Origin of the sequence: Kutzneria sp. NPDC051319 (assembly GCF_040682195.1) — a bacterium.
Lineage (GTDB): Bacteria > Actinomycetota > Actinomycetes > Mycobacteriales > Pseudonocardiaceae > Kutzneria.
This window is the reverse complement of record NZ_JBFBAM010000014.1, coordinates 108788-134179: the sequence shown is the minus strand read 5'-3', so window position 1 is coordinate 134179 and position 25392 is coordinate 108788. Positions and strand designations below refer to the sequence as shown.

Sequence of the window (25392 nt, the reverse complement as noted above, 5' to 3'; positions counted from 1 at the left end):
CCGCGGACCCGACTATCGGACCTTGCCCGTTGTCGCGGCGTACGGGCAGAATCCCGCACGCCTTGCACCTGTGACGGGAGCGACAACGATGTCAAGACGTCGGCTCGGACTTGCTGCCGGCACGGTGCTGGCCATGCTGCTCGCCGGAACCCCGGCGCTGGCGGCGCCACTGGTGGCCGATCCCGCGGCGTTGGTGGATCCCTTCGTCGGGACCGGCAGCGGTGGCGCGGTGGTGGGTGACGTCGACACCTTCCCAGGCGCGTCAATGCCGTTCGGGATGACGCAGTTCAGCCCGGACACGACGAGCCGGCCGGCTGGCGGCGGGTACTCGTCGGCGGACAGCCAGATCACCGGGCTGAGCCTGACCCACCTGTCCGGCGCGGGCTGCGCGGTGGCGGGCGACATCCCGTTCCTGCCGCTGGTGGGGGCGGCACCGAGCTCGCCGGACAGTGCCAGCGCGCCGTTCAGCCACGCCACCGAGCAGGCGAGCCCGGGCAGCTACGCCGTGACGCTGGGGCAGGTCCGCACCGAGCTGACGGCGACGGACCGCACGGGGCTGGCGCGGCTCACCTACCCGCCGACGGCGCAGGCTCAGCTGCTGGTGAAGGTCGCCAACAGTCAGAACGGTTCGGCCAACGCGACCTTCCACACCATCGGCGACCGGCAGATCGCCGGCTCGGTCAGCAGCGGCCACTTCTGCGGCCAGCCGAATTCGTACACGGTGTACTTCGCCGCCAAGTTCGACCGCGCGTTCACGTCGTCCGGAACCTGGGGCGGCGGCACGGCCGACGCGGTGTCGGCGCACGCCCGTCAGATCTCGGTGCCCAAGCAGTCGCACACGACCCAGGGCAACGGCGTGGTGGCCGGCGGCTATCTCACCTTCGACACCACGGCCGACCCGGTGGTCGGCATGCAGGTGGCGATCTCGTACGTGAGCGAGGATGGGGCGCGGGCCAACCTCAGGGCCGAGGATGCCGGATTCGCCTTCGACCGCACGGCGAAGGCCGCCCGCGGCGCGTGGAACGACCAGCTCGGCAAGATCCAGGCGCACGGCGGAACACCGGCCGAGCAGCGCACCTTCTACACGGCGCTCTACCACTCCTTGTTGCACCCCAGCCTGTTCAGCGACGCCGACGGCCGGTACCCCGGCTTCGACGGCAAGCTGCACACCGTTCCACGCGGCCATGCCCAGTACACGGACTTCTCCGGCTGGGACATCTACCGCTCGCAGATCCCGCTGATCGCGCTGCTGGATCCCGTGCAGGCCAGCGACATGGCGACCTCGTTGCTCAACGCCGGCGACCAGATGGGCTGGCTGCCGAAATGGCCGGTGGCCAATGGGGAATCCGGTGTGATGAACGGGGACCCGGCCGATGCGATCCTGGCCGGGGCGTGGGCGTTCGGCGCGCACGGCTTCGACGGGCGGCACGCCGTCGACGAGATGGTGCACGGCGCCAAAGGCAGCGGTGCTCCCGGTCAGGGTTGGTACGTCGAACGCCCGTCCAACGCGGGGTACCTGGCCAACGGGTACGTGCCGAACACGCAGGCGGATTCGATCTCGCCGGTGCCCAACGGCGCGTCGGAGACGCTGGAGTACGCGCTCGGCGACTTCGCCGTGTCCCGGCTCGCCGGCGCCGTCGGCCGCAACGACATCGCCAGCGCGTTCACCAAGAGCTCGCAGAACTGGGCTAACCTGTTCGACACCGCCACCGGCTACATTCGGCCCCGCGACGGCGACGGGGCGTTCCCGCCCGGCGATCCGCTGGCGATGGGCGGCGGGTTCGGCCAGACCGGGTTCCAGGAGGGCAACGCCGCGCAGTACACCTGGATGGTGCCGCAGAACCTGGCCGCGCTGATCGGCGGCATGGGTGGCAAGGACGCCGCCCGCGCGCGGCTGGACCAGTTCTTCGCGCAGCTCAACGCCGGCCCGAACGAGCCGAACGAGTGGGCCGGCAACGAGCCCGACCTGGGTACCCCGTGGGTGTATGACAGCGTGGGCGCGCCCTGGCAGACGCAGTCGACCGTCCGGGCGATCATGGCGCGACTGTACGGGCCGACGCCCGGCGGCGAGCCCGGCAACGACGACCTCGGCGCGCTGTCGTCCTGGTACGTGTGGGCGGCGATGGGGATCTACCCGCAGACGCCGGGCGTGCCGATGCTTGTGCTGGGCACGCCGCTGTTCGACCACGTCACCGTGACGGCCGGCAACGGACGCCGCATCGAGATCACCGCGCCGGGGGCGGGCGACGCCAACCCGTACGTGCAGAGCGTGCGGGTCGACGACCGGCCGAGCACGCACACGTGGCTGATGCTCGCCGACCACCCCGGCACCACTCGGCTCGACTTCACCGTTGGCGCGCAACCGAACCGCGGCTGGGGAACCGGCGCCTCCGACGCGCCGCCGTCGTTCGGGGCCGGGCCGGTGACCTTCCCACCGACCACCCGAGCGCAGGTACGCATCGATCCGGCGCAGATCCGCCTCGCGCCCGGCGCCAACGCCACGGTGAACGTCTTGGTGGACAACTCCCTCGGCAGCCAGCCGGCCACCGTGACGTGGACGGCGTCGTCGCCGAACAGCGGCATCACCTTCGGGCCGCCGACCGGCACCTCGACGGTGGCGGCCGGCGCGAGCACCTCAACGCCGCTGACCGTGAGCGCGAGTCCGCAGGCCACCGCCGGCTTCTACGCCGTCACCATCGCGGCGAAGGCCAGCAACGGCGCCGTGATCGCCAAGAGCCAGATCCTGGTCACGTTGGCCAGCCCCGGCCAGACCATCCCCACCGCCTACGTGTCGAACTACTCCGACAACACGGTCACGCCGGTAGACCGCGCCAACGGCACGGCTGGCCCGGTGATCCCGGTCGGCAGCGGCCCGGACGGCGTCGTGGTCACGCCGAACGGCGCGGAGGTCTACGTCGCCAACAACAACAGCAACAACGTGTCGGTGATCTCCACCGCGGACAACACGGTGATCGCCACGATCCCCGTCGGCTCGGTGGCCGCCGACCCCGCGGTCTCTCCGGACGGGACGACCGTGTGGGTCAGCAACTACGGCGACGGCACGGTGCAGCCCATCGACGTGGCGACGCACACCGCGGGCGCGCCGATCAAGGTCGGCGCCAACCCCGAACGGCTGGCGATCTCCCCGGACGGCAAGGACCTCTGGGTCGCCGACCAGGGCTCCGGCACCGCCAGTGAGATCGACACCGCCAGCCGCGCCGTGGTACGCCAGGTCGCCGTCGACGCGCAGCCGTTCGGCGTCGCGGTCGGCGCAGGCGGCACGGCGTACATCGGGAACGCCGGCGGCAACTCGGTGTCGGTCATCGACGCGACCGGCGTCACCGCCACCATCGCGCTGGTCAGCTCGCCGGCCGGAATCTCGCTCTCACCGGACGGCAGCCGGCTCTATGTGACGGCGGCCAGCGGCGGTGTGCTGCCGGTCAATACCGCCACCAACGCGGTCAGCCCGCTCATCGCCACCGGCGCCGGCCCGTATGCCGCCGCGTTCACCTCCGACGGAGCGACGGCGTGGATCGTCGACTCGGGTTCCAACGACGTCCGGCCGATCACGGTCGCCACCGGCGCCGTCGGCCCCGCCGTGACGGTCGGCACCGTGCCGGACGGTATCGCGCTCACCCCGTGAGAAGGGACAGCCAGCATGTCCGAGTTCGCCCGCCGTCAATTCCTCGGCGCCGTAACCCTGTTGGGCGCCAGCGCCGCCGTGCCCGCGGTGGCCGACGCCGCGCCGGAGAGTCGATCCCGGAGAGTGCGGTTCGGGCTGAACTACACGCCCAGCAAGAACTGGTGGTACTGCTGGTCGGACTGGGACGCGCAGTCGATCCGCGCCGACCTGGCCGACATCAGGGCGCTGGGCATGGACCACATCCGGATCATGGGTCTGTGGCCCGAACTCCAGCCGAATGCCACCTTCGTCCGCCCGGAGATGGTGGACCGGGTGCGTGAGCTGCTCGATCTGGCCGGTGAACGGCACCTGGACGTCGAGGTGACGGTGCTCAACGGCGCAGTCAGCGGCTTCCTGTTCGTGCCGCCGTGGATGATCAACAACGGCACCGGCAAGGTGGCCAACTTCTTCACCGACCCGGACACCCTCGCCGCCACCCAACGGCTGTTCGCCGCGCTGGGCAAGGGAATCGGCCGGCACCCGCGGTTCCTCGGCTTCGACCTGTCCAACGAGATCTACTGGTTCGCGCAGCCGCTCGGCATCGACGTCGCACCGGCCGTCGGCGACGGCTGGCTGCGCACCATGTTCGCCGACGCCGAGGCGGCCGCCCCCGGGCGGCTGCACGTCGCCGGCATCGACCACTTCCCGTGGCTCAACGACGACTACTTCAGCCGGGACGCGCTAGGCAGCACGGGTTCGGTCAGCGCCAACCACACCTGGGCCGGCTGGGTCGACATCTTCGCCACGTACGGGCCGATGTCCACGCCGTCGCTGCACTACTCGGAGTACTTCATCGAGCTGATCAAGGCGTTCCACACCGACCCGCACCGGCAGGTGTGGATCGAGGAGACCGGCATCTCCTCGGTGTGGATGGACCCCAAGCTCATTCCACAGTGGACGCAGCAGTCGATCCGGAACATGGTCAGCTGTGAGGACCTGTGGGGCGTGACCTGGTGGTGCTCGCACGAGGTCAACCGCGGGCTGGCCGGGTTCAACGTGCTCGAGTACGACCTCGGCGTCTACACCAACGACCGCCGGCTCAAGCCGATCGGTGCGACCATCGCCGACCTGGTCCGGGAGTACGACCACAACCCGCCCACGCCCATCCACCGGTCGGCGGCGCTGGTGCTGCCGACCGGCATGGTCCCGTCGATTCCGTTCTTCGAGCCCTTCATGCGCCTGATCGACAAGGGCGTAAGGCCCGCCGTGGTGAAGGCGAGCCGCGCCACCGACAAGGCCTATCTGGAGGCGCGGGGCATCGACAAGCTGATCCAGCTCGATGAGGTGTGATCGATCGGGCGAACCGAGCACACGGCGGAGCCGCGCCGGAATTGTCACGGCGCCAGTCGTGTGAACCCGTTGGCGTAAACCTGTGTGTGCCGGGAACCGTGTCATAGGGGCTGAGTCGGTATTCGCCGCAACCGGTATCGATGGGCTGCACGGTCGGCGTGTCGCCTCCGGTCATGCGCGGTCGAGGCGTGGGTAGAGAACCTCGTCGGCCAGCAACAACGCCGCCGCGGCGACGGGTATGGCGATGAGGGCGCCGACCACGCCGAGCAGCGCGCCGCCCAGCAGCACCGCCACCACGGTGACCAGCGCGGGGACCTTCACCGCGCTGCCGATGATTCTGGGCACCAGCAGGTAGTCCTCGGCGAAGCGGTAGGCCAGCACGAAGCCGATGGTCGCGAGGAAGGCAGGCAGGGATACGGTCAGCGCGACCAGACTGACCACGGCGCCGCCGATGACCGACCCGACCACCGGGATCAGATCCAACACAGCGACGCCGATAGCCAGCAGCACGGCGTAGGGCACGTCGAAGATCAGCAGCCAGACCAGGGTGAGCACCCCGGCGATGACCGAGATCACCAGGTTGCCCAGGACGTAGCCACCGACCTTCGCGCAGATCTCGTCGCCGATCAGGATCGCGCGCGGCCGTCGCGAGTTCGGCACCAGCCGATAGAGCGCCACCCGGATGCGGGGCAGATCGGCGACGAAGTACACGGTCAGTACCACCAGGATGCCGAGATTGGTCAGCGCGCCGAACACGGCGACGCCGGCGTTGAGCAGGCCGGCGCCGCCGCTGAGCGAGTTCTCGATCGCTTGTTGCAGGTGCAGGCGTTCGTTGAGCTGGCCCAGCCAGGAGTTGTGGTCCTGGGCCTGGCGTAGGTAGTCGGGAACCTTCGCGACCAGTTGGGTGGCTTGGGCGACGACCACGGGGATGGCGGCGGTGAGGAATCCGCCGATCGCGCCGACCGCCGCCACGAACACGGCGGTGACCGCGAGCCAGCGGGGCAGCCGACGGTCCACCAGCCAGGACACCAGTGGTTCCAGCCCGATCGCGATGAACAACGCCAGACCGATGAGGATCAGCACCTCCCGCAGACCCACCACGACCAGCACCAGGCCGTAGGTGACGGCGACACCCCCGGCCGCGGCCATCCCGATCAGGAACGGCGACCTGCGGTCGAATCGCTCGCCGATCGTGCCCAGCGGTTGGTCGGACTCGCTGATCTGGGCGGCTTCGGCTTCCGCCTGGGCCACCGGGCCCTCGGACTCGTCGTCGTGCGGCTGGCCGGCCAGGTGGTGATGACCGTCAGCGGCGGGATCCGAAGATGATGCGGGCATCGCGCGGTCCCGGCTTCTCTGCACGCGGTACAACCGAGCACCGCTCCTGGCGCACCGGATTGCCTGCGGCGACAGTCTCAAACCCGCTGTCTGCCGGCGCCGGCTGGGAGACGCCGAAAACTGCGGACGTCCCATTGACACGGCAGCGGTGTCCTCAGACCGAGGGAACGGTGACGAGAAGTTCAGCCCACACGATCTTCCCGGCCGGCCGCGCGGCGACCCCCCATCGGAGCGCGAGGGCTTCGACGAGCCGCAGTCCGTAGTGGTGACCATGGGGGAGGGCCGTGGACCTGTCGGCGACCTCGATACGCACCCGATCCGGCAGACAGCGCAGGATCACCTCGTACGGGCCCGAGGCGTGTTGGTAGGCGTTCGTCACCAGCTCGGTGAGGACCAACTGGGCCATCCCCAACAGGCCGTCACCGTCGTCGAGACTCTCGTGGACGTGCAGCGCCAGCCAGTCGCGCAGCACCGACAGTGCCGGCGCGGTCGTGGACAGGCACACCCACCGGACGGCGGAGTCCGGCACGACGCCACCTCCCGCCGCGCTCGACAACGCTGCTCCTGTCAGAGTACTGGCCCGTCGCAGCGCCGCCGATCCACCGGACCGCGGGTATCCTCGGAAGCAGTCGGCACGGGAGAGGCGCGTAATGAGACCGCGAGACCACGCGGGTGATACCACCGCCACGGAGGCGGCAGCACGGGGTGAAGACGCCGCTCCTGAACTGCTTCAGATCGTCGCGTTGACCGACAGAATCGGCATACGGGTGGCGGGCCAGGTCGACATGACCGTCCGCACCCAGTGGGAGTCGGCGCTCGCCGGCCTTGCCGACGAGGATGCCCACGACCTGCCCCTCGATCTCAGGGGGTTGACGTTCATCGACGTGCGCGGTGCCGTCGCCCTGGTCGAGACGGCACGAACACTCGGCCCCGGCCGGCAGCTGTCGCTGCGGCATCCACCCGAGATCCTGGTTCGTATCTTCAACACCATGTGGCCGAGCGGGCTGCCCACCATCACGATCGAGGCACCATGAGCAGCACGGGGACCCAGCACGCCGATCCTTTCGTGCATCCGGCCTTGTTCTACCGCGGCGACGACGAGTACCTGGTGGGCGGCGTCCCGTTCATCACCGAGGGCCTTGCCGCCGGTGAACCGGTTGCGGTCGCCGCGCCGGCCGCGAAACTCGCCCTGCTGCGTGACGCGCTGGGCAGCGCCGCCGGACAGGTGCGGATGCTGGACATGACCGAGGTCGGCCGCAACCCAGGCCGCATCATTCCCGGCGTGCTGCGCGCGTTCGCCGACGCCCACCCCGATCGCCACGTCCGGATCATCGGTGAGCCCATCTGGCCGCAGCGGTCCGACCACGAGTATCCGGCCTGCGTTCAGCACGAGGCGCTGATCAACCACGCGTTCACCGGCCGGGACGTGACGATCCTGTGCCCGTACGACGCCGAGCGGCTGGACCCCGTGGTGCTGGCCGACGCCGCACGGACCCATCCGCTCCTGGTCGACGCCGCCGGGCAGCACCACAGCGAAGCCTATGCGCCTGACGAGGCGATCGCGGCCTACAACCGCGACCTTGCCGCCCCCGTCGACGCGACCACGGTCGCGGTGGACAGCCGGGGCCTGGCAGGGCTTCGACAGATGGCGGCTGAGTTCGCCGCCCGGGTGGGTCTGTCCGCGCAGCGTCGCGACGATCTGCTGCTGGTGCTGACGGAACTGGCCACCAACAGCATCGAGCATGCCCGCAGCATCGCGACGGTCCTGCTCGGGATCGACGGCCACCACCTGGTGTGCCAGGTGCGCGACACCGGCCGGCTCAGCGACCCGCTGGTCGGCCGGCGGCCGGAGGTCGCGGGCCAGCTTCGGGGACGCGGGCTGTTGATGGTCAACCAACTCGCCGACCTGGTGCGTATTCACACCTCGGCGCAGGGCACCACCATCGTAGCCCGGTTCACGCTGGCGCGGACTTTCTGACCTGCTCTCGGACCCGGTGCGCGGCAGTTCAGGGAACCAGATGGGTATCTGGGCGCCAAGAGAAGCGATCACCAATCTGCGTTCACGCTCAGCTCATGCCAGCGGTCCGGCTCTGTGCTTCGACAGGTGATCCGACCGCGGGCGTCGCCGGGGTCGGAGGTGCGCGGTCGGCGAGTCAACGGCAGTCTTGGTGCGTTCGGGTGGTACGGGTGATGTGGTTGGCCGGGCTCCGGGTGGTCGGAGGTTGTCGTGGATGGTGGGGTGCTGTGGCCGGGTGATGTGCTGGCGGCCGCCGAGAACGCGCCGCCCGTGGAGTCGGTCGAGGTCGTCGCGCGCGACCTGGCGAAGCGGGTAGGTGCGTTCGACGTGTCCTTTCTGTTGGTCGACCTTGTCGAGGAACACCTGGTGCGGCTCACCTCGACCGCCCAGGACCCGGACGGGCGCGACCCGCAGCCAGTCGATCTGCGGGACAGCGCCTACGAGACGGTGCTGCGCACGCAACGGCCGCGGAGGGAGCAGCACGGCGACGGTGCGCGGGTTGTGCTGCCGGTGACCAACCGCGGCGACTGCGTCGGTGTCCTGGAGGTGACCGTGCCCGCCTGTGACGAGCAGGTACTGGCACAGCTGGGGGAGGCGGGGCACGCACTGGCCTACGTCATCGTCACCGACCGCCGCTTCACCGACCGCTACCACTCCGGCCGGCGCACGACCCCGATGAGCCTGGCCGCGGAGATCCAGCACCAACTGCTGCCCACGGCATCCTGCTGCGAGGCGGCCCAGTTCACCGTCGCCGGCGCCCTGGTGCCCGCCGACGACATCGGTGGCGACACCTACGACTACAGCCTGGACCGCGACGCCCTGCACCTGTCGATCACCGATGCCGCTGGTCACGACGTGGCCTCGGCACTGACCGCGACCCTGCTGGTCGGTGCGCTGCGCGGGGCTCGCCGAGCCGGTCGCGACCTGGCCGAGCAGGCCTGGGAGGCAAACCAGGCACTGCTGGACCACGGCCAGAGATCGCTGGCGACCGGACTGCTGCTGAACGTGGACCTGCACGGGGGACTGGTCGAGCTGGTGAACGCCGGACATCCGGCGCCGCTGCTGCTGCGCGACGGTGTGGTGGAGCGGATCGCGCTGGAGGTCGACCTGCTCTTCGGCGTCAAGCCGTACCGGTACCGGGTGCAACGGCTGGACCTGCTGCCCGGTGACCGGCTGGTGCTGCTGACCGACGGCATGATCGAACGCAACGCCGCCCATGTCGACCTGCCCGCTCTGATCAGCAGGACGGAGGGGCTGCACGCCAGAGAACTGGTGCGGGCGGTGACCAGGGCAGTCAGACATGCTTGCCGCGATCAACTCCAGGACGACGCCACAGTGCTGTGCCTGGACTGGCACGGGATCGCTCGCACCGAACGCCAGGCCGACAACGGCGCTGACATGGACACCGCTTCGCCCGCCTGACACGGGCTCGCCATTACGACGTCCCTCGACCTGCTTTACACGCCGCCGGTCCAGCCGTCGCGGCGCATCAAGGTGGCATTGGCCTCGTCGCCGCGCTCGGCAGCCGGCTGCGCCCTACCAGGTTCGACTCGCTGCCCTCGACGCCATCACCACCAAGTATGCGGGGCGGGGCAAGACCGTGGAGATCGTCGGGCTGAACACGCACAGCGCGAACATGCACGGCAAGCGCCCGGTACGAGGGCTATCCCAGCCTCACGTGAGGGCCGCGGGCTGCGCTGGGTCACACCCTGCTCGTGGAGGTCCCCGATGTTGGTGAAGCGCCGGTCATCACCGAACAGGCGGAACCCCAATCATCGCGGGACGACTGTGCAGGGGAGGGCGAATCCGGCGACCAGCAGTGCGAGACCGCCGATCCGGCGGTGCACGACAGTACGGTCGAGCGTCGCGCGCGGCCGCTGCCTCGGCGTCGGTCGGACATCTGAGTGATCCTCACCTGTGCGGACAACGGCGACCAGAAGTACACGAAGGCCAATCGGCGACTGAAACCCGGCACCTGCGTGAACCGCACAGTATGACATCGCCGGCCGTCTACATCGAAGGGGTGCTGCGCAACGATTGCAACAGCCAGCCCGACCCGATCCACGCCGACGCCCAGGGTCAGTCGCCGCCGCGGCGAACGCGCCCCGTACATCACCGCTCCATTCGCCGGTTCGGCGACTGGGACATCGTGTCCACCAGGATGTGGAAGGCCAATCACCTGCTGTGCTCAGAGGTCCCTTGTCCCTTGTCCTGGAGCTCCGAGCGGACTGACCCGGTGAGCTCCTCCCAGGAGTCGACGAACTTCTGGATGCCCTCGTCCTCAAGGACTTCGAAGACGTCGTCGAGGTCGACACCGGCATGGGCCACAGCCTTCATGACCTGCGCCGCCTCGTCATAGCTCAGCTGGATGGGCTTGCCGGGGCTGCCGTGGTCGGCGTAGGCCTTCAGGGTCTTCTCCGGCATGGTGTTCACCGTGTCCGGCGCGATGAGGTCGCTGACGTAGAGGGTGTCGGGGTAGTCCTGGCTCTTCACACCGGTCGAGGCCCACAGTGGACGCTGCGGCCTGGCGCCCCGCTCTTGCAGCGTGCGCCACCGGGGGGAGGAGAAGACCTCCTCGTAGGCCTGGTAGGCCAACTGCGCGTTCGCCAGCGCGGCCTTGCCCTTGAGGGCGGGGTCCGCGCCGGCCTTGTCCAGCCGTTTGTCGACCTCGGTGTCCACGCGGGAGACGAAGAACGATGCCACCGACTCGATCCCGCTCAGCGATCCGCCGTCCCGCACGCGCTGCTCCAGCCCGGACAGGTACGCGTCCATGACCATCCGGTACCGCTCGGGACTGAAGATGAGGGTGACGTTGACGCTGATGCCCGCGGCGATGGAGGTGGTGATCGCGGCCAGGCCCTCCTGCGTCGCCGGGATCTTGATGAACAGGTTGGGCCGGTCGACCAGCCACCACAGGTGCGCTGCCTCCGCCGCGGTGGCGTCGGTGTCATGCGCGACGCCGGGCGAGACCTCCAGCGACACCCGTCCGTCGCGGCCGGTGCGCTGCGCGACCGGGGCGAGCAGGTCACAAGCATCGCGGACGTCAGCGGCGGTGATGGTCCGCAGCGCCTCCTCGACGCTGACCCCGCGTACGGCCATCGCGTGCACCTGGTCGTCGTAGGAGTCCGAGCCACTGATCGCGGCGGCGAAAATCGTCGGGTTCGTGGTGACGCCCACCACGGAGTAGCCGTCGACCAGCGTCTGCAGATCGCCGCTGCGAATGCGGTCGCGGGAGAGGTCGTCGAGCCAGACGGCGACCCCGGCTGCCGACAGCTCGGCCAGCTTCTCGTTCTGTGTCATGGCAATGCCTTCCAAGCTCGGAGGACCGGCGAGGGAACTCGACAAGTCAGCGGTCGCCGGTGGGGGTCAGCAGGACGCCGGCACTGTCGGGCCCGGTGGGGGCGACCGGCGGCGCCTCGGCGGCGGCAAGGCTCTCCCGCGCCGCGGCCACGACCGCGTCGGCGGTGAGGCCGAACTGCTCGTACAGCACGGTGTAGGCCGCGCTGGCGCCGTAGTGGTCCAGGCCGACGATCCGGCCGGCATCGCCGACGAACTCCCGCCAGCCCATGCGCACGCCGGCCTCGACGCTCACCCGAGCCCGCACCGTGGGCGGCAGCACCTGCTCGCGATAGGACCGGTCCTGGGCCGCGAACCACTCCCAACACGGCAGCGACACGACCCGCGTCGCAATGCCGTCAGCCTCCAGCGCCTCTCGGGCGACCACGGCGATCTGCACCTCGGAGCCGGTGCCCATCAGGATCACCTCGGGGGTGCCGCCGGAGGCCTCGGCCAGCACGTAACCGCCCCTGGCGACACCCTCGGCCGACGCGAACCGCGCGCGGTCGAAGACCGGCAGGTTCTGTCGGGACAGCGCGAGCCCGGCCGGCCGGTCGTTGTGCTCGAGGATCGTGCGCCACGCCACCACGGTCTCGTTGGCGTCGGCCGGGCGGACGAAGTCGAGGCCGGGGATGGCCCGCAGCGCCGCGTAGTGCTCGATCGGCTGGTGGGTTGGGCCGTCCTCACCCAGTCCGATGGAGTCGTGCGTCCACACGTAGGTGACCGGGAGCTGCATGAGGGCGGCCAACCGGACCGCGCCGCGCATGTAGTCGGAGAAGGTGAGGAACGTGCCGCCGTACACGCGGGTCCCGCCGTGCAGCGCGATGCCGTTCATGATCGCACCCATGGCGTGCTCGCGGACGCCGAAATGCAGCGTGCGCCCGTACGGACCGCCCGACCACATCTTGGTCTGCCGGTCCGTGGGGAGAAACGATGCCGCCCCCTTGACCGCGGTGTTGTTGCTCTCCGCCAGGTCGGCCGAACCGCCCCACAGCTCCGGCAGGACCGGGTACAGGGCGGCGAGGACCTCGCCCGAGGCCTTCCGGGTGGCCACCCCCTTCGGGTCGGCGTCCCAGGTCGGCAGGTTGTCCGCCCAGCCCTTCGGCAGCGTTCGTGTGGACAGCCGCTCCAGCAGCGCGGCGCCGTCGGGGTTGTCGGCCCGCCAGGCGTCGAAACGCTGTTTCCATTCGGCATGCGTCTGCTTGCCCCGCTCGGCGACCCGGCGGGCGTGCGCGAGCACCTCCGGGGCGACCTCGAAGGTCGCGTCGGGGTCGAAGCCGAGGATGTCCTTGGTCGTCCGGACCTCGTCCTCGCCCAGTGCCGACCCGTGCGCCGCGCCGGTGTTCTGCTTGTTCGGCGAGGGCCATCCGATGATCGTCCGCAGCACGATCAGCGACGGGCGGCTGGTCTCGGCCTTGGCGTCGGCCAGCGCGCGGTCGACGGCGGCCAGGTCCTCGCCGTCCTCGACGTGCTGCACGTGCCAGCCGTAGGCCTCGTAGCGCTTGCCGACGTCCTCGGTGAACGCGATGTCGGTGTTGTCCTCGATCGAGATCCGGTTGGCGTCGTAGACCAGGACCAGGTTCCCGAGCTCCTGGGTGCCGGCCAGCGACGAAGCCTCGCCGCTGACGCCTTCCTCGAGGTCGCCGTCGGAGGCGAAGGCCCAGACCGTGTGGTCGAACAGGCTTTCGCCCTTGGGGGTGTCGGAGTCGAGCAAGCCCCGCTCGCGGCGGGCGGCCATCGCCATGCCGACGGCGTTGCCGACGCCCTGGCCCAGCGGGCCGGTCGTCGTCTCCACACCTGGCGTGTGGTTGACCTCCGGGTGGCCCGGGGTGAGGGAGCCCCAGGTGCGCAGCGCCTTCAGATCGGACAGCTCCAGGCCGTATCCGGAGAGGAAGAGCTGGATGTACAGAGTGAGGCTGGAGTGCCCCATCGACAGCACGAAGCGGTCACGCCCGACCCAGTTCGGATCGCTCGGGTCGTGACGCAGCCACTTCTGGAACAGCAGATAGGCCGTGGGCGCCATGCTCATCGCCGTGCCCGGGTGGCCGTTGCCGACCTTCTGCACGGCGTCCATCGCCAGCACGCGCACGGTGTCGATCGCGTGTCGATCGAGATCGCTCATCCCCTCGGGCAGGGTGGGATGCGGCTGGGCGGGGTTGCCGGTGGGCGCGTCGCTCGAGGCCTCGGCGGGCGCCTCGGGGCGGGTGCTCCTCGTCCCCGTAGCGGGGTCTGTCTCGTTGGCGGTCATTGGTTGCGGTGCTCCCTCGGAGTGAGGCGGTGGACGCTCAGGCCGCGCCGCCGGCGATGGCGGTGTCGTCAGGCGAGTGGGGTGGCGTCCAGTGCCTTCGCGAGGTCACCGGGGGTGTCGTAGATGGCGATGGCGCCGGCCGCCTGGAGCTCGTCGTTGCCAAAGCCGCCGGAGCGGACGGCGATCGCCGGCATCCCGGCTCTTTTCGCCGCCTCGACGTCCCACACCGAGTCGCCGACCATCACGCTCGTCGCGTCGGACGGCGCGCCCAGCTTCTTCAGCGCCACCTGTAGCAGGTCCGGCGCCGGTTTGGATGCCTCGACGTCGGCGCTGGTGGTCCAGTCGTCGACGATGTCGCGGGCGTCGAGTTTTTCCAGGAAGACATCCACGTGGCGCTGCCGGCCCGAGCTGGCCAGCAACAGCCGGTGACCGCGCTCCTTGATCGCCACGAGCAGGTCGCGGGCGCCGGGCAACGGCGCCATCTCGTCGAGCAGCGCGTCGACTTCCTTGCCCTGCTGCTCCCGAGCCCGCTCGCCCACCCGCCGCTCCAGGTCCTCGCCACCCACCGCCGTGGGCACTTGGTCCCCGCCCATGCCGATCAGCCGGTGCAACTGCCACACCGGATAGGTCTCACCCACCGAACGCAGGGCCCGGTACCAGGCGAGCGCGTGCTGGTAGTTGGAATCGATGAGCGTCCCGTCGATGTCCACGACGGCGATGGCAGACTCAGTCACATCCGACGGCTACCCGCCATCCCCGTGCCCAACCGCACCGTCTCCAGTGGCCGACCGTGGATGCTCGCCGCCCGGCGGGCGACCCTGTGTGGTCGACCCGACAAGCGGCGTGCGGTCCGGTGTGGCAGACAGCGTGACTTAGGCTGAGATCGCGGAGAGCCTCACCTTCAGGCCTGCTCAATGACACCGCGGTCGCCCGGCAAGGCAAGGTGCCGCTGGACGGCGGGAGGTCCATGCGTCCACTGTGGACCTGGTTGAGGTGCGGCGGGGGTTGGCCAGGCCTGCGTCTCAGGTAGCCACGCCATCGTGCGGTCGATGACCCATCGGCGCGGCCCATTGGTCGCTGGATGAACACCGCCCGGGCGTCGATGGGCGCGGCGCCGCTGCCTTGAAAGCCTCGGTGAACGTGGGGATCGACAGCCGGGTTATGTCGTTTCGCGGTGGGTATTCGGCGCGGGTCCAACTCCGGACCGGGTGTGAGGCACCGGCCGGATCCACCACACATCGTGGAGGACCACCATGACTCAGCCTCCAGGCGGGTCCACTACCCAGATGGCCAAGGACCAGGCCTCAGAAGTAGGCCAGACCGCCGCTCGCGGTGGCCAGCAGGTCGCGCAGTCGGTGAGCGAGCAGACCAAACGGGTCACCGACGAGACCGGCAGGCAGGCCCGGAATCTGTTGCACGAAGGCCGGCAGCAGCTGACCGACCAGGCGCGGGAAGGCCAGCAGAAGGCGGCTCGTGGCCTGCACACCCTGGCCGATCAGTTGGAAGACATGTCCGCCAGGTCCGAGGGCCCGGGCATCGGCCCCGAGGTCATCAACCAGGCTGCGGGGCATGCCCGCACGGTCGCGTCGTGGCTCGACGAACGTGAGCCCGGCGACCTGCTCGACGAGGTCCGCGACTTCGCCCGGCGCAAGCCGGGGATGTTTCTGGCCGGTGCGGCCGTGGCCGGCCTGCTCGTCGGCCGGCTCACCCGAGGAGTGGTTGCGGCACAGCAGGACGACACCAGCTCGCGGGGCGAAGACCGCACCCCGGAAACCGAGGACGTCCCCGCTGCGCAGCCGCAGGACTATGTCGCAGCACCACCGTCGACGATGACGGGCAGCGGTATGCCGGAATCCATAGGGCAGCCCGTGACTCCGGGCCATCAGCAACCGCCCGCTCCGGACTACCCGCAGCAACCGAGTCAGACGCCAGCTGGTGCACCACCGGCGTGGCACGACGCAGGGACGGGGCAGCCATGACGGTTCGGCCGGAACCAGGCCGCCCTGATGTGGAGAATGCGTCCATCGGCGACCTGATGGGCAACGTCTCGAGGGACCTCTCCACGCTGCTGCGGCAGGAACTCGCGCTGGCGAAGACGGAGCTGAAGGTCGAGGCCGGGAAGGCGGGCCGGGGCGGCGGAATGCTCGCCGGCGCCGGCCTGGCCGGCTGGATGGTGCTGCTGTTCCTGTCGGTCGCGCTGTGGGTCGGTCTGTCCGCCTTCATGGACTCCTGGCTGGCGGCGTTGATCGTCGCGGTGATCTGGGGCGTCGTGGCCGCCGTGCTCTACACCGGTGGCCGCCGCCAGCTGAAGTCGATCAACCCGAAGCCGGACCAGACCGCGGCCACTCTGAAGCAAGTGCCCGATGCGATGAAGGGTCACTGAGGAGCAATCATGACTACGGACGACCCCCTTGTTCTCCGTCAGGAGATCGAACGGACACAGCGCGCGCTGAGCACCCATGTCGACGCGCTGAGCGAGAAAGTGACGCCCAGCAGGATTGTCGAGCGTCGGGTGAACCGGGTGCGGCGTGGCCTGACCGGCATGCGTGACCGGGTGATGGGCACGGCCTCCGAGACCGCATCGACCGTCGGATCCACCGTCGGCCAGACGTCGAACCAGGCGACTTCCGCCGTGTCCGACGCGGTTAGCGAGGCACCACACGCCCTTCGTCGGCAGACCGAGGGCAACCCGTTGGCAATGGGCCTGATCGCGTTCGGCGTCGGGTGGCTGACCGCGTCACTTCTGCCGGCGAGCCGGGCCGAGCAGCAGTTGGCCGAGCAGGTCAAGGACTTCGCTGGGGAGCACGCCTCCAAGCTGGGCGACGTCGCCCAGCAGGTCAAGGACAACCTGGCCGAACCGGCCCAGGAGGCTGCCCGCTCGGTGGCGTCCACCGCTCAGGAAGCAGTGGCGGCGGTCAGGACGACGCCGAGTCGGCCGCCGGTGACGTCACCGACCACGCGAAGCAGGCCGCGGGCACGGTGCGCGAGCAGTCGTCTCAATCCGGGTAGTCGCCAGACCGCACAAGGCCTCTTGTTCGGGTGTCTCCTCGCGGTAGCGGAGACACCCGAACAGTCTGTTTCCGACTGTTGCAGGTGTAGTCGGTGTGGCGCCCCCGTCCGTCCGAAGGCCGGCAGAGTCCCGCGGACACCACATCAGCGGCGCGATCTGGTAACGAAGTATTACTAGACGGCGTAACGCGCCATTACTAGAATTGCCGGATGCTGAGTGGCGTGGTGACCGGTTCGCTCGTCAGGGAGGTGAACCTCCAGGTCGTCTACCGGGCAGTCCGGGAGTTCCACCCCGTGTCGCGGGCGCAGCTGGCGCGCCGGCTGGGCACGTCCAAGCCGACAACCGGCCGGTCCGTCGACGCGTTGCTTGCCGCCGGGCTGATCCGGGAGGCCGTTGCGCCGACGGGCGCGGCCGGCTACGGCGCGGTGTTCTTCGAGCCGTGCCCGGACGCCGCCGTGGTGCTCGGCCTGGACGTCGGCAGCAGATACGTGCGCGGCCAGCTCACCGACCTGGATGGCGTCCAGCTCGCCAGGGCCGATCTGCCGCTGACCGCGGCCGGCGGGCCGGCGGTGGTGGCGCGTGCCGTCGAGCTGCGGGACCGGCTGCTGAAGCAGGCCGGGGTGACCGATGTCAGCGCCGCGGCCGTCGGGATCGGTGGCGTCATCGACCCACGCACCGGCGAGGTACGGGTGGCCAACCAACACGAGCTGAACGGATTCGCGGCCACGGCCGAGTTCCGCGCCGCGCTCGGCGTGCCGGTCATCGTGGAGAACGACGTCAATCTGGCCGCCGTGGGGGAGGGGGCGCAGGGTGCCGGTGTCGGCGTGCGGAATTTCGCGTTTCTCGCCGTCGGCAGTGGCGTCGGCGCCGGTCTCGTGCTCGCGGGGGAGCTGCACCGGGGGCAGCACGGGGCCGCGGGCGAGATCGACTACGTCCGTCCGGACCGGGAGTTCGAACCCGGGAGCCCGGCCGCCGACGCCTTTCTCGCGCACGCCGAGCAACGGTTGGCCCGCTCGTCCGGCAGCAGCCTGCGCAGCCCCCTCACCGCGGAAGCGGTGATGGCCGCGGCCCGCACCGGTGACACCCTCGCCGCCTCGCTGGTCCGGCTGGAGGCCGCCCGGATCGCCAGGGCCGCCGCCCGGTTGACCCACGTCGTCGACGTCGAACTGATCGTGCTCGGCGGTGGCCTCGGCCTGAACGGCGACCTGCTGCTGGAGCCCGTCCGGGCCGCCCTGGCCGAGCTGGCCCCGTACCCGCCCCGGGTCGAGGTCTCGCGGCTCAGGGCGGCCACCCTCACCGGCGCGGTGGTCGTCGCCCTGCGCGCGGTGCTCGAAGACCTGGTGCCCAGCCGAGTGGCCGCCGCTGGGTGAGCAGGATCCAACCGGTCAGCGTGCGGCCGCCGCCCCGCGCCCTGGTGATCTCGTGGAGGAATCGATGAGACTGGGAATTCGCACGGCGGTGTGGGCGGGGGCCTTGCTGGTCGTCGCGGGCCTGGTGCCACCCGGCACGGCGTACGCGGCAGCCGCCGATCTGCTCGCCGGGCACGATTGGGCGCACTTCTCCGGCGCCGAACCGACCGCGGCCGGCGTGAAGATCATCCCGCTGGATCGCTGGGTGACCACGCCGGAGGGCAAGCGCCTCCAGCCCAATCCGCCCGCCAACCTGGCGGGCCCGCACCTGGACATCAGCGGCGACTTCGGTGTCGACGCGGTGCTGTCCGTGACCAATGGCAAGGCGGCCTACCTGCAGCTCTACGGCAGGCTGCCGGTGATCTACGACGAATGGCGGCAGGAACGGCCGAGCGTGCGCGTCGGGGTCGTCGGCGGGAAGCTCGAGGTCGCGGTCTGGGACGGCGGATCCGACAAGGCCGTGGAGACCAGGACCTTCGGCTCCGGCCTGGCTGGCGACGTGGCCGTGTCGGTCCGCCGCGGCGGCGGCAAGGTGACGGTTTCCGCCGGCGGCAAACAACTCGGCAGTGTGGGCGAACACAACGCGTTCTCCGCCGGCACCGTGTGGTTCGGCGCCGACGCGCAGGTCGGCGGCGGCTGGACGCTGCGCGCGCTGACCGCCTCCGGCAACGCGAAGATCGTCGACGCGCCCGCCTTGGCCCAGACGCCGTCGAGCTCATCGTTGCGCGCCAAGGCTTCCGCACGGTCCCGCCCGATCCGCGTAGGCACCGCCATCGCCAGCACACCACTTGCTGACGACGCCGACTACCGGGCAATCGCCGGGCGCGAGTTCGACGCGCTCACCCCCGAGAACGACATGAAACCGGAATTCGTGCAGCCTTCCCGCGGCGTGTTCGCGTTCGCCGAGGCCGACAGGCTGGTCGAGTTCGCGCGGGCGAACGGGATGGCCGTGCACGCGCACACCCTGGTGTGGTTCGAGGCCCTGCCGACCTGGATGCGTTCCGCGCCGGACACGAAGACGGTGATGCTCGACCACATCAAGGCGGTGGCCGGCCACTTCGCCGGCCGGGTCGCCGAATGGGACGTCGTCAACGAGCCGATGAACGAGGACAACTCCGACGGTCTGGAACACAACCTGTGGTACCAGGCGATGGGCAAGGACTACATCCCGCAGGCCTTCCGGGCGGCGCGGGCGGCCGACCCCACAGCGGCGTTGTACCTCAACGAATACGGCATCGAACAGGACGGCCCCCGCTGGGATGCGCTGTACAAGCTGGTGAAGCAGCTCAAGGCGGACGGTGTCCCGATCGACGGCGTCGGTCTGCAGAACCACGAGTACGACAAAGGCGACCGGACCCCACCGGCGACGTTCCGCAAGCACGTCCAGGCACTCGCCGCGCTCGGTCTGAAGGTCCGGGTGTCCGAAATGGATGTCGTGTCCGGCGGGGACACGACCATGCAGGCCAACGAATTCGCCGGCAAGCTCGCCGTCTGCCGGGACGAGCCGAACTGCACGACGTTCGGCATGTGGGGGTTCACCGACCGCTACGGATCCACGGCGGACATCGGGCACTACCCGCTCGCCGTCGGGGACGCGCTGCCCTGGGACCAGAACCTCAAGCCCAAGAAGGCATACGCGGCCATGCTCGCCGAGCTGAACTGACCGGAAGGAACGAAATCGTGGCCACGTTGTCGACTCGCTCACGGTTGCTCCCGGTGGTGCTCGGCTGTGTCCTGCTGGCCGGAGCTGTCCCGGCCGCCGCGGCACCCGCGGGCTGGACCGTCCTCTGGAGCGACGAATTCGACGGCCCGGCGGGCGCCCTGCCCGCGACGGCGAACTGGATCCTCGACACCGGACACTCCTATCCCGGCGGTGCGAGCGACTGGGGAAACGGCGAACTGGAGGCATATACCAAGAACCCGGCGAACGTCAGCCTGGACGGCGCCGGCGCTCTGAAGATCACCGCGACCAAGGACAAGTCCGGAAAGTGGGCGTCGGGCCGGATCGAGACCCGGCGTACGGACTTCGAACCCCCACCCGGCGGGAGTCTGCGCATCGAGGCTCGCCTGCAGCTGCCCGACGGTGGCGGCCCGGGCTACTGGCCGGCGTTCTGGACCCTGGGGGCGCCGTTCCGCGGCAACTACACGAACTGGCCGCAAGCCGGCGAGATCGACGTCATGGAGAACATCAACAGCCAGAAGACCGTTCACGGCACCCTGCACTGCGGCAGGACGGAGTCCGGCGGGCCGTGCCGTGAGGACACCGGGCTCACCGGCCAGACCACGCTCGCGACCGGTGGGTTCCACACCTACATGATCGAATGGGGCACCACGCAGATACGGTGGTTCGTCGACGGCGTGCCGTACTGGACGGTCACCGAATCGACGGTGAGCAGCGCCACCTGGAAGTCGACGTTCGGCCACGGCTACTTCATCCTGCTCAACCTCGCGATCGGTGGCGACTGGCCCGGCAAGCCGACCACGGCGACCGTGAACGGCAAGTCGCTCCTGGTCGACTACGTGCGCGTCTCGCGCAGCGGCTGACCGAAGGCCACGATGCGGCCGGTCCGGCGCCGGAGGGAATTCCCCGTTCGGCGCCGGCCCGGCGATCGTTGCGCTTCGTCGCTGAGCCGACGATGCCCGAGCTTGAGTAGCTCGCCTTGAATCCTCTTGTATTCCAGTGGTGGTTCTCGGTGGCGGCCGGCCGTCACAGCCGCGTCCACCAGCGGACCCCGGTTGATCGCCCACGAGCGTGAACACATCTCGAAGTCCATCGCGGCGGTTGCCACCGATGCCGATATCGGTGCTGCGCTCACCGTTCGGTCGCCGGCGCGACCGAGCCGTGCACCAGAGCCTGGTAGAGCAGATGCGGGCCGGCGCCGCTGTAACCCCGCCGGACACCGTGCCCGAGCAGAAGTGCCGCCGTATCGTTGACCGGTGATCGGCAACCTTGAGACGTTCCAGGACGAGCTGGCCGCCAGCGGGTTTCCGCCGCTGGTCAACAAACTGGCCGGGGCCAGCTTCCGGGGCCGGATCGCCACCCGCGACCTCGGGCCGCTGCGGCTGGTCTCCCTCGACACGCCGGAGAGCGCCTGCATCGGGCGGGAGCGCGACGCCTCCGACGGCGAGAACCTGGCGCTCAAGGTGATGACCCGGGGCCGAACGCGGATCGAGCAAGGGCGCGGCGACGCCGAACTCGGGCCGACCGACCTGGTGCTGCTCGATCCCACGCGTACGCTCCGGTTCGAGAGCACCGCCGCGGCGCACGTCACCATCCTGGTCCCGCGCCGGGAGCTTCGGATCCGGCCGGCGCAGATCGACCGGCTCATCGGCGTACGCATCGACGGCAGCCACGGCCCGGGCGCTCTCGTCTCCGTGCTGGCCCGGGAGTCGGCGCGGTCGGCTACCGAGTTCCGCGAGGCGGAGGCGCTGCGGTCGGCGGCGGCCGTCGTCGAGCTGATCGCGGTCGCACTGGAGGCCCGGCTCGGCGACGAACAACCGGCCCCGGACGAGTGGCTGCGGGACCGGATCGCCGGCTACATCGAGGCCCGGCTGGCCGATCCCGATCTGTCCCCGCCCGGCATCGCCGCCGCCCACTACATCTCCGTACGCCGGCTGCACAAGCTGTTCGAGGACCAGCCGCTCACCGTCGCGGCCCTGATCCGCCGTCGCCGCCTGGAGCGCTGCCGGGCCGAGCTGACCGGAAGCGGACGCACGGTCACCGCCGTGGCCGCCCGGTGGGGATTCTCCGATCCCACGCATTTCAGCAAGCTCTTCAAGGCGACGTACGGCTACAACGCCCGCGCACTGGTAACCAGCAACCGTGCACAGACGACCAAGACGCGCACCGCCGGCCCGGGAAAGGATGGTGGTGACCAAGGCAGGCAAGAGCACTAGGAGAAGTCGTGGCGAAGGTAAACATCGTCCGCCCCGGTGAGGGCGAGATCCTCGGCAGCGGGGCGCAGCAGATCCGCATCCTGGAGAACGGCGAGCACACCGACCACCGGCTGGGGTTCGCCGAGGTCACCATTCCGCCAGGCAGCCCGAGCCCATTGCAGCATCGCCACGCCCAGCATGACGAGGGCTTCTACGTGCTGGCGGGAACTTTCCGGTTCACCGTCGGCGAGGACCACTACGACGCCGGGCCGGGCACCTGGGTCATCGTGCCGACCGGGGCGCCGCACACGTTCGCCAACGTCGGCGACGAGAACGCGGTCATGCTGAACACCTTCACGCCGGACCTGTACGTGCAGTACTTCCGTGACTTCAAGGCCATGATCGATTCCGGGCAGCCGGTCAACGCCGAGACCATGACACCGCTCTGGAAGAACTACGCCACCGAGGTCTCGAACGAATACGCCTCGTGAAGCGCCTTCAATACGACCGCTACGGCGGCCCGGAGGTGATGCGGCTCGCTGAGTTCGAGCCACCACGCCCGGGTCCGGCTGAGGTTGTCGTCCGAGTCCGAGCGGCGGCTGCCAACGCGCTGGACTGGAAGATGCGCAACGGCGAGATGCAGCTGATGACCGGCCGCTGCTTTCCCCGGGCGATGGGGCACGACTTCGCCGGAGTCGTCGAGGCGGTCGGCGCCGGCGTCACCCGTCTGAAGGCCGGCGACGCGGTACTCGGCCGGGCTCGCTTCCGGCAGGCGGGGGCGTTCGCCGAGATGGTGACGGCCCCGGAGAAGACGGTCGTGCTCAAACCGGTGGACCTTTCCTACGAGCAGGCCGCCGCCCTGCCGACCGTGGGCGTGACCGCCTACCAGGCCACGGCGGAAATCCGGCCCGGGCAGGCGGTCTTCGTCAACGGGTGCCTGGGCGGGGTGGGCCGGGCCGCCGCCCAGTTCGCCCGGGCGCGGGGAGCCTCGGTCGCCGGCAGCTGCCGCAACCCTGCGGCCGACGAGGCCTGCGAGCTCGGCGTCGAACCGGTCGTGGGTTTCGGCTTCGATCCGGCCGCCCTCGCGGAACGGTTCGATCTCGTCCTCGACACGCCCGGCATGCTTCCCTTCGCCGCGGCCCGAACGCTGCTGAAGCCCGGCGGAACCATCGTCGACATCGTCCCAACCCCGGCCAAAATGATCAGAAGCGCACTGCCCGGACCGTTCCGGGCGATGATGGGCCGGCCGGTGACCGCCGACCTGGAGGAGGTGGCCCGGACCCTGCGCCTGCCCATAGCCCGTACGGTCCCGTTGGCCGAGGCGATTCCCGCCCTGACGGAGCTGGAACGCGAGCAGCGCCCGCAGGGCGGCAAACTGGTCGTCGTCATGGCCGGAAGCTAAGCCGGGCCGAGCCAAGGCATATCTCGTGACTGCTCTTGGTAGTGACCACTGACCGACTCGCGGTCAGCCCCTGAGGGCGAGGTCGTGCAGATGGGCAATGCCCGAGGCGGTGTCGGCCAGGATGCTGGCCGCGCGTCGGTAGTCCCGCACGATTTTCAGCACTTCATCCGTGCCAGCGCGTGTTCCACGCGGCCGCGGACCTTGCGATGGATGGCGTTGAGATCTTCCTGCCAGTCGGTCAGTGCCTCGTCGGCGGGATTACGGCAGGGCATGATCACCTCTGGATTGCCCTGGTAGCGGCCGTCGACCATCACCAGGCGGCCGGCCAGTCTCTGGTTGATGCCGGAGGTGCGGTAGACGGTGCAGTCGCCTGCGATGGACGTACGCCTCGAACATGGAATCGCACGACCACGCGATGTTCAGCAGCATCAACGCCTCGTTCTACACCGATCTGGCCGACATCACCATGACCGGCGCGGGCTGTTCGACGCTCCGCGTCGCTTCCCAGGTCCCCACCGAACCTGCACGTCGCCGCGTCGATCGACACGGTACGGGGCGCGGTGACCTCGAACGGGACGAGCACGGCACATTCGTTCACCCTCGACGTGAGGAACCCGGCCAACGCGACAGCCACGATCTCGGTGCCGCTGCTCGGCCACCACGCGCCGCGCCGACGGCGGCGCGACGCTGCTGTCGATCAGCGACGGTGCCGGCAACTATGCGGTGGGTTCGGGGACCTGCACTTCACCGAACAGTGACAGCGGCCGGATTTGGCGACCGCCGCCGCGCGGCCCGCCCAGGCAACACCTTGTGCTCGGTGAGCCGCCACGTGGATCCAGCCGACGCTCGTCAGGGTGATTGAGCCACCTGGATGGATGGGATTCGCGTGCGGTGGGTACCTGCTGGTGAGTGCATTGCGCGGCAACGCAGTGAGGAAAGGTATCGACCATGGACTCGATGGACCGGACGGACGCACCTGGCGCAGAGGACGACGCGATCCGCGCGTCCGGTGTCGACCTGTATGGCCAGGTCGGTCCGGCCACCGGTGACCAGCTCGGACAGGTGAGACGGTCAATCGCCCAGTGGGCCAGAGGTGTGGGCGCGGACGAGGAGACGGTCGAGGCAATCGTGCTGGCCACCAACGAGGCGCTGAGCAATGTGGTCGGCCACGCCTATCCGGACCTGACGGGCGACTTCGAGCTGCGGGCGGGATACGAAGGCAGGTCCGGCCGCATCGAGGTCACCATTCGCGACCACGGCCGCGCGAAGCGGCCCACCGCACCGGACATCTACCATGGACGTGGGATACCGCTGATTTTCGCGATGGCCGACCAGGCCGACATCGTGCCCTCGACCAAGGGTACCTGGGTGAGGATGAGCTGGCGCCTGAGCGGGAGCGAAAGTCCGGCTGCCGAACAATAATTCGATCCACCGGCCTCGTATGTCACTGTGGTCTCTCGGCTCCGAACTCCGCCCGGTTGGGCGACACCTGCGTCAACCCGGTGCGATCCCGTCTTCCGCCGGGCCTGCCGCGTAGTCCTGCATCGCTACGGTCACCTCACCCCGGCCTGATCTCCGCATGCTGCCAGGGTCGACCGGCATCTCACGGTGTCAAGTTCTGGGGACTGCTGTCGGGGAGCCCGCTCGAACCGGCAGGCCTTCGTACGAAGGCATCGCAGCAGGGCCGTCCAGGTTCCGGCTCGTGCCGGTCATAAGACCATCATCGCCACAGCACGTCGAAAGCCAGTCGTCGAGTTGATCGCGCACAGTGGCACAACCCTCCCAAC

21 protein-coding genes and 1 pseudogene are annotated in these 25392 nt (G+C 69.7%); 16 read left to right on the top strand and 6 right to left on the bottom strand.

The window, feature by feature from the left end; translation table 11 throughout:
* The first annotated feature begins 88 nt into the window (after nucleotides 1-88).
* Nucleotides 89-3643: a GH92 family glycosyl hydrolase gene (locus AB0M73_RS17080; RefSeq protein WP_363891554.1), complete on the top strand. Its 3555-nt coding sequence runs from the start codon at nucleotides 89-91 to the stop codon at nucleotides 3641-3643.
* A 15-nt stretch (nucleotides 3644-3658) separates the two neighbouring features.
* On the top strand, nucleotides 3659-4972 hold the full coding sequence (locus AB0M73_RS17075; RefSeq protein ID WP_363891553.1) for a hypothetical protein: 1314 nt from the start codon (nucleotides 3659-3661) through the stop codon (nucleotides 4970-4972).
* A gap of 171 nt (nucleotides 4973-5143) precedes the next feature.
* On the opposite strand, the gene AB0M73_RS17070 is transcribed toward AB0M73_RS17075, so the two are convergent.
* Nucleotides 5144-6307, bottom strand: a complete 1164-nt coding sequence (locus tag AB0M73_RS17070; RefSeq protein ID WP_363891552.1) for an AI-2E family transporter — start codon at nucleotides 6305-6307, stop codon at nucleotides 5144-5146.
* Nucleotides 6308-6461: 154 nt separating this feature from the next.
* Nucleotides 6462-6836 carry an ATP-binding protein gene (locus AB0M73_RS17065; RefSeq protein ID WP_363891551.1) on the bottom strand — a complete coding sequence of 125 codons (375 nt, stop codon included), beginning with the start codon at nucleotides 6834-6836 and terminating at the stop codon, nucleotides 6462-6464.
* A 121-nt stretch (nucleotides 6837-6957) separates the two neighbouring features.
* Between AB0M73_RS17065 and AB0M73_RS17060 the strand changes: the two genes are divergently transcribed.
* The 3 genes from AB0M73_RS17060 (at nucleotide 6958) to AB0M73_RS17050 (ending at nucleotide 9746) form a co-directional block, all read left to right on the top strand.
* Nucleotides 6958-7341 carry an STAS domain-containing protein gene (locus AB0M73_RS17060; protein WP_363891550.1) on the top strand — a complete coding sequence of 128 codons (384 nt, stop codon included), beginning with the start codon at nucleotides 6958-6960 and terminating at the stop codon, nucleotides 7339-7341.
* Nucleotides 7338-8285 carry a sensor histidine kinase gene (locus AB0M73_RS17055; RefSeq protein WP_363891549.1) on the top strand — a complete coding sequence of 316 codons (948 nt, stop codon included), beginning with the start codon at nucleotides 7338-7340 and terminating at the stop codon, nucleotides 8283-8285. The genes AB0M73_RS17060 and AB0M73_RS17055 overlap by 4 nt, the downstream gene beginning before the upstream one ends.
* 249 nt (nucleotides 8286-8534) lie before the next feature.
* Complete coding sequence (locus AB0M73_RS17050; RefSeq protein WP_363891548.1) at nucleotides 8535-9746, top strand: PP2C family protein-serine/threonine phosphatase; 1212 nt, start codon at nucleotides 8535-8537, stop codon at nucleotides 9744-9746.
* A 753-nt stretch (nucleotides 9747-10499) separates the two neighbouring features.
* Here AB0M73_RS17050 and tal read toward each other — a convergent pair.
* The 3 genes from tal to AB0M73_RS17035 all read right to left on the bottom strand — a co-directional run bounded on the left by tal (nucleotide 10500) and on the right by AB0M73_RS17035 (nucleotide 14642).
* Nucleotides 10500-11624, bottom strand: coding sequence for a transaldolase (gene tal, locus AB0M73_RS17045; RefSeq protein WP_363891547.1), 1125 nt, complete (start codon nucleotides 11622-11624; stop codon nucleotides 10500-10502).
* A 46-nt stretch (nucleotides 11625-11670) separates the two neighbouring features.
* A complete protein-coding gene (tkt, locus tag AB0M73_RS17040; protein WP_363891633.1) occupies nucleotides 11671-13782 on the bottom strand; it encodes a transketolase in 2112 nt (703 codons plus the stop codon).
* A 194-nt stretch (nucleotides 13783-13976) separates the two neighbouring features.
* Nucleotides 13977-14642, bottom strand: a complete 666-nt coding sequence (locus tag AB0M73_RS17035) for an HAD family hydrolase (protein WP_363891546.1) — start codon at nucleotides 14640-14642, stop codon at nucleotides 13977-13979.
* Between the two features lie 552 nt (nucleotides 14643-15194).
* On the opposite strand from AB0M73_RS17035, the gene AB0M73_RS17030 reads away from it, so the two are divergent.
* The 9 genes from AB0M73_RS17030 (at nucleotide 15195) to AB0M73_RS16990 (ending at nucleotide 23605) form a co-directional block, all read left to right on the top strand.
* A complete protein-coding gene (locus AB0M73_RS17030) occupies nucleotides 15195-15887 on the top strand; it encodes a hypothetical protein (RefSeq protein ID WP_363891545.1) in 693 nt (230 codons plus the stop codon).
* Entirely contained in the window at nucleotides 15884-16291 is a 408-nt protein-coding gene (locus AB0M73_RS17025) for a phage holin family protein (RefSeq protein WP_363891544.1), read from the top strand. Before AB0M73_RS17030 ends, AB0M73_RS17025 begins: the two co-directional genes overlap by 4 nt.
* 9 nt (nucleotides 16292-16300) lie before the next feature.
* The gene (locus AB0M73_RS17020) at nucleotides 16301-17095 is read left to right on the top strand and encodes a DUF3618 domain-containing protein (RefSeq protein WP_363891543.1); all 795 of its coding nucleotides are present in this window, start codon (nucleotides 16301-16303) and stop codon (nucleotides 17093-17095) included.
* Between the two features lie 32 nt (nucleotides 17096-17127).
* On the top strand, nucleotides 17128-18288 hold the full coding sequence (locus AB0M73_RS17015) for an ROK family transcriptional regulator (protein ID WP_363891542.1): 1161 nt from the start codon (nucleotides 17128-17130) through the stop codon (nucleotides 18286-18288).
* A gap of 64 nt (nucleotides 18289-18352) precedes the next feature.
* A complete protein-coding gene (locus tag AB0M73_RS17010) occupies nucleotides 18353-19990 on the top strand; it encodes an endo-1,4-beta-xylanase (RefSeq protein ID WP_363891541.1) in 1638 nt (545 codons plus the stop codon).
* Nucleotides 19991-20007: 17 nt separating this feature from the next.
* Nucleotides 20008-20871, top strand: a complete 864-nt coding sequence (locus tag AB0M73_RS17005; protein WP_363891540.1) for a glycoside hydrolase family 16 protein — start codon at nucleotides 20008-20010, stop codon at nucleotides 20869-20871.
* Nucleotides 20872-21264: 393 nt separating this feature from the next.
* The gene (locus AB0M73_RS17000; protein ID WP_363891539.1) at nucleotides 21265-22224 is read left to right on the top strand and encodes a helix-turn-helix domain-containing protein; all 960 of its coding nucleotides are present in this window, start codon (nucleotides 21265-21267) and stop codon (nucleotides 22222-22224) included.
* 8 nt (nucleotides 22225-22232) lie between these two features.
* The gene (locus AB0M73_RS16995; RefSeq protein ID WP_363891538.1) at nucleotides 22233-22694 is read left to right on the top strand and encodes a cupin domain-containing protein; all 462 of its coding nucleotides are present in this window, start codon (nucleotides 22233-22235) and stop codon (nucleotides 22692-22694) included.
* On the top strand, nucleotides 22691-23605 hold the full coding sequence (locus tag AB0M73_RS16990) for an NADP-dependent oxidoreductase (RefSeq protein WP_363891537.1): 915 nt from the start codon (nucleotides 22691-22693) through the stop codon (nucleotides 23603-23605). Before AB0M73_RS16995 ends, AB0M73_RS16990 begins: the two co-directional genes overlap by 4 nt.
* Nucleotides 23606-23668: 63 nt before the next feature.
* Here AB0M73_RS16990 and AB0M73_RS16985 read toward each other — a convergent pair.
* Nucleotides 23669-23973: pseudogene (locus AB0M73_RS16985) on the bottom strand (transposase family protein); the annotation flags it as partial.
* Between the two features lie 153 nt (nucleotides 23974-24126).
* On the opposite strand from AB0M73_RS16985, the gene AB0M73_RS16980 reads away from it, so the two are divergent.
* Together AB0M73_RS16980 and AB0M73_RS16975 are read left to right on the top strand one after the other, a co-directional pair.
* A complete protein-coding gene (locus tag AB0M73_RS16980) occupies nucleotides 24127-24363 on the top strand; it encodes an alpha-L-rhamnosidase C-terminal domain-containing protein (RefSeq protein ID WP_363891632.1) in 237 nt (78 codons plus the stop codon).
* A 190-nt stretch (nucleotides 24364-24553) separates the two neighbouring features.
* Nucleotides 24554-25027: an ATP-binding protein gene (locus tag AB0M73_RS16975; RefSeq protein WP_363891536.1), complete on the top strand. Its 474-nt coding sequence runs from the start codon at nucleotides 24554-24556 to the stop codon at nucleotides 25025-25027.
* The last annotated feature ends 365 nt before the right edge of the window (nucleotides 25028-25392 follow it).

Excerpts from the sequence above, each read along its gene's own strand:
- AB0M73_RS17025 (WP_363891544.1), top strand. The coding sequence starts at position 15,884 with ATGACGGTTCGGCCGGAACCAGGCCGCCCTGATGTGGAGAATGCGTCC.
- tal (WP_363891547.1), bottom strand. The coding sequence starts at position 11,624 with ATGACACAGAACGAGAAGCTGGCCGAGCTGTCGGCAGCCGGGGTCGCC.
- AB0M73_RS17015 (WP_363891542.1), top strand. The coding sequence starts at position 17,128 with ATGCTGAGTGGCGTGGTGACCGGTTCGCTCGTCAGGGAGGTGAACCTC.
- AB0M73_RS17055 (WP_363891549.1), top strand. The coding sequence starts at position 7,338 with ATGAGCAGCACGGGGACCCAGCACGCCGATCCTTTCGTGCATCCGGCC.
- AB0M73_RS17010 (WP_363891541.1), top strand. The coding sequence starts at position 18,353 with ATGAGACTGGGAATTCGCACGGCGGTGTGGGCGGGGGCCTTGCTGGTC.
- AB0M73_RS17075 (WP_363891553.1), top strand. The coding sequence starts at position 3,659 with ATGTCCGAGTTCGCCCGCCGTCAATTCCTCGGCGCCGTAACCCTGTTG.
- tkt (WP_363891633.1), bottom strand. The coding sequence starts at position 13,782 with ATGAGCGATCTCGATCGACACGCGATCGACACCGTGCGCGTGCTGGCG.
- AB0M73_RS17070 (WP_363891552.1), bottom strand. The coding sequence starts at position 6,307 with ATGCCCGCATCATCTTCGGATCCCGCCGCTGACGGTCATCACCACCTG.
- AB0M73_RS16975 (WP_363891536.1), top strand. The coding sequence starts at position 24,554 with ATGGACTCGATGGACCGGACGGACGCACCTGGCGCAGAGGACGACGCG.
- AB0M73_RS17030 (WP_363891545.1), top strand. The coding sequence starts at position 15,195 with ATGGCCAAGGACCAGGCCTCAGAAGTAGGCCAGACCGCCGCTCGCGGT.
- AB0M73_RS17080 (WP_363891554.1), top strand. The coding sequence starts at position 89 with ATGTCAAGACGTCGGCTCGGACTTGCTGCCGGCACGGTGCTGGCCATG.
- AB0M73_RS17060 (WP_363891550.1), top strand. The coding sequence starts at position 6,958 with ATGAGACCGCGAGACCACGCGGGTGATACCACCGCCACGGAGGCGGCA.
- AB0M73_RS17020 (WP_363891543.1), top strand. The coding sequence starts at position 16,301 with ATGACTACGGACGACCCCCTTGTTCTCCGTCAGGAGATCGAACGGACA.